At 64.3% G+C, this 750-nt stretch carries 1 pseudogene; it reads left to right on the top strand.

Annotated elements, in window-relative coordinates:
• Positions 1 to 750: pseudogene (locus MHA02_RS21895) on the top strand (IS3 family transposase); the annotation flags it as partial.

The raw sequence follows: 750 nt of genomic DNA, 5'->3' as shown, positions 1-750 counted from the left end.
GGCAGGCGGAGAACGGCGCCTCGGTGGACGAAGTCTGCCGGAAGATGGGCGTATCCGAGCCGACGTTTTACCGTTGGAAGAAGCAGTTCGTCGGCATGGGCGTGCCGGAGATCCAGCGGCTCAAGCAGCTGGAGGACGAGAACAGCAAGCTCAAGCGGCTGGTCGCTGACCTGACGCTGGACCGCTCGATGCTGCAGGACGTGCTCAAACGAAAGTGGTGAGGGCCGCCGTTCGCCGTGAAGTCGCCGGTCACTTGCGGGTGGCCTACGACATCAGCGAGCGTCGGGCCTGCCAAGCCACCGGCTTTGGCCGTTCATCCCAGCGTTACAGGAAGCGAGCCGACCCCCAAGTCGCTCTGCGGATGCGGTTGAAGGAGTTGGCCGCCGCACGGGTCCGGTACGGCTATCGACGGCTGCACATCTTGCTGCGACGGGAGGGCTGGCAGGTGAACCACAAGCGCACCTACCGGATCTACCGAGACGAAGGGCTGTCGATCCGGGGCAAGCTCCCAAAGCGCAAACGGGCTTGGCGGTATCGCCAGGGCCAACCAGCGATCGGCGGACCCAACGAGGTCTGGGCTATGGACTTCATGTCCGACCGCCTCTTCGACGGACGTCCATTCCGGATCTTGACCGTCGTCGATTGCCACACGCGAGAGGCGCTTTCACTCACACCGAGAGCCAACTTCCGCGCCTACCAAGTGACCGAGGCGCTCGACGCCATGGTCAAGCTGAGGGGACTAACCGCCCC

It is taken from the genome of Methylobacterium haplocladii, assembly GCF_007992175.1.
Taxonomy (GTDB): Bacteria; Pseudomonadota; Alphaproteobacteria; order Rhizobiales; family Beijerinckiaceae; genus Methylobacterium; species Methylobacterium haplocladii.
The sequence above is the reverse complement of the archived record's forward strand: the minus strand, read 5'-3'. Positions and strand labels throughout refer to the sequence as shown.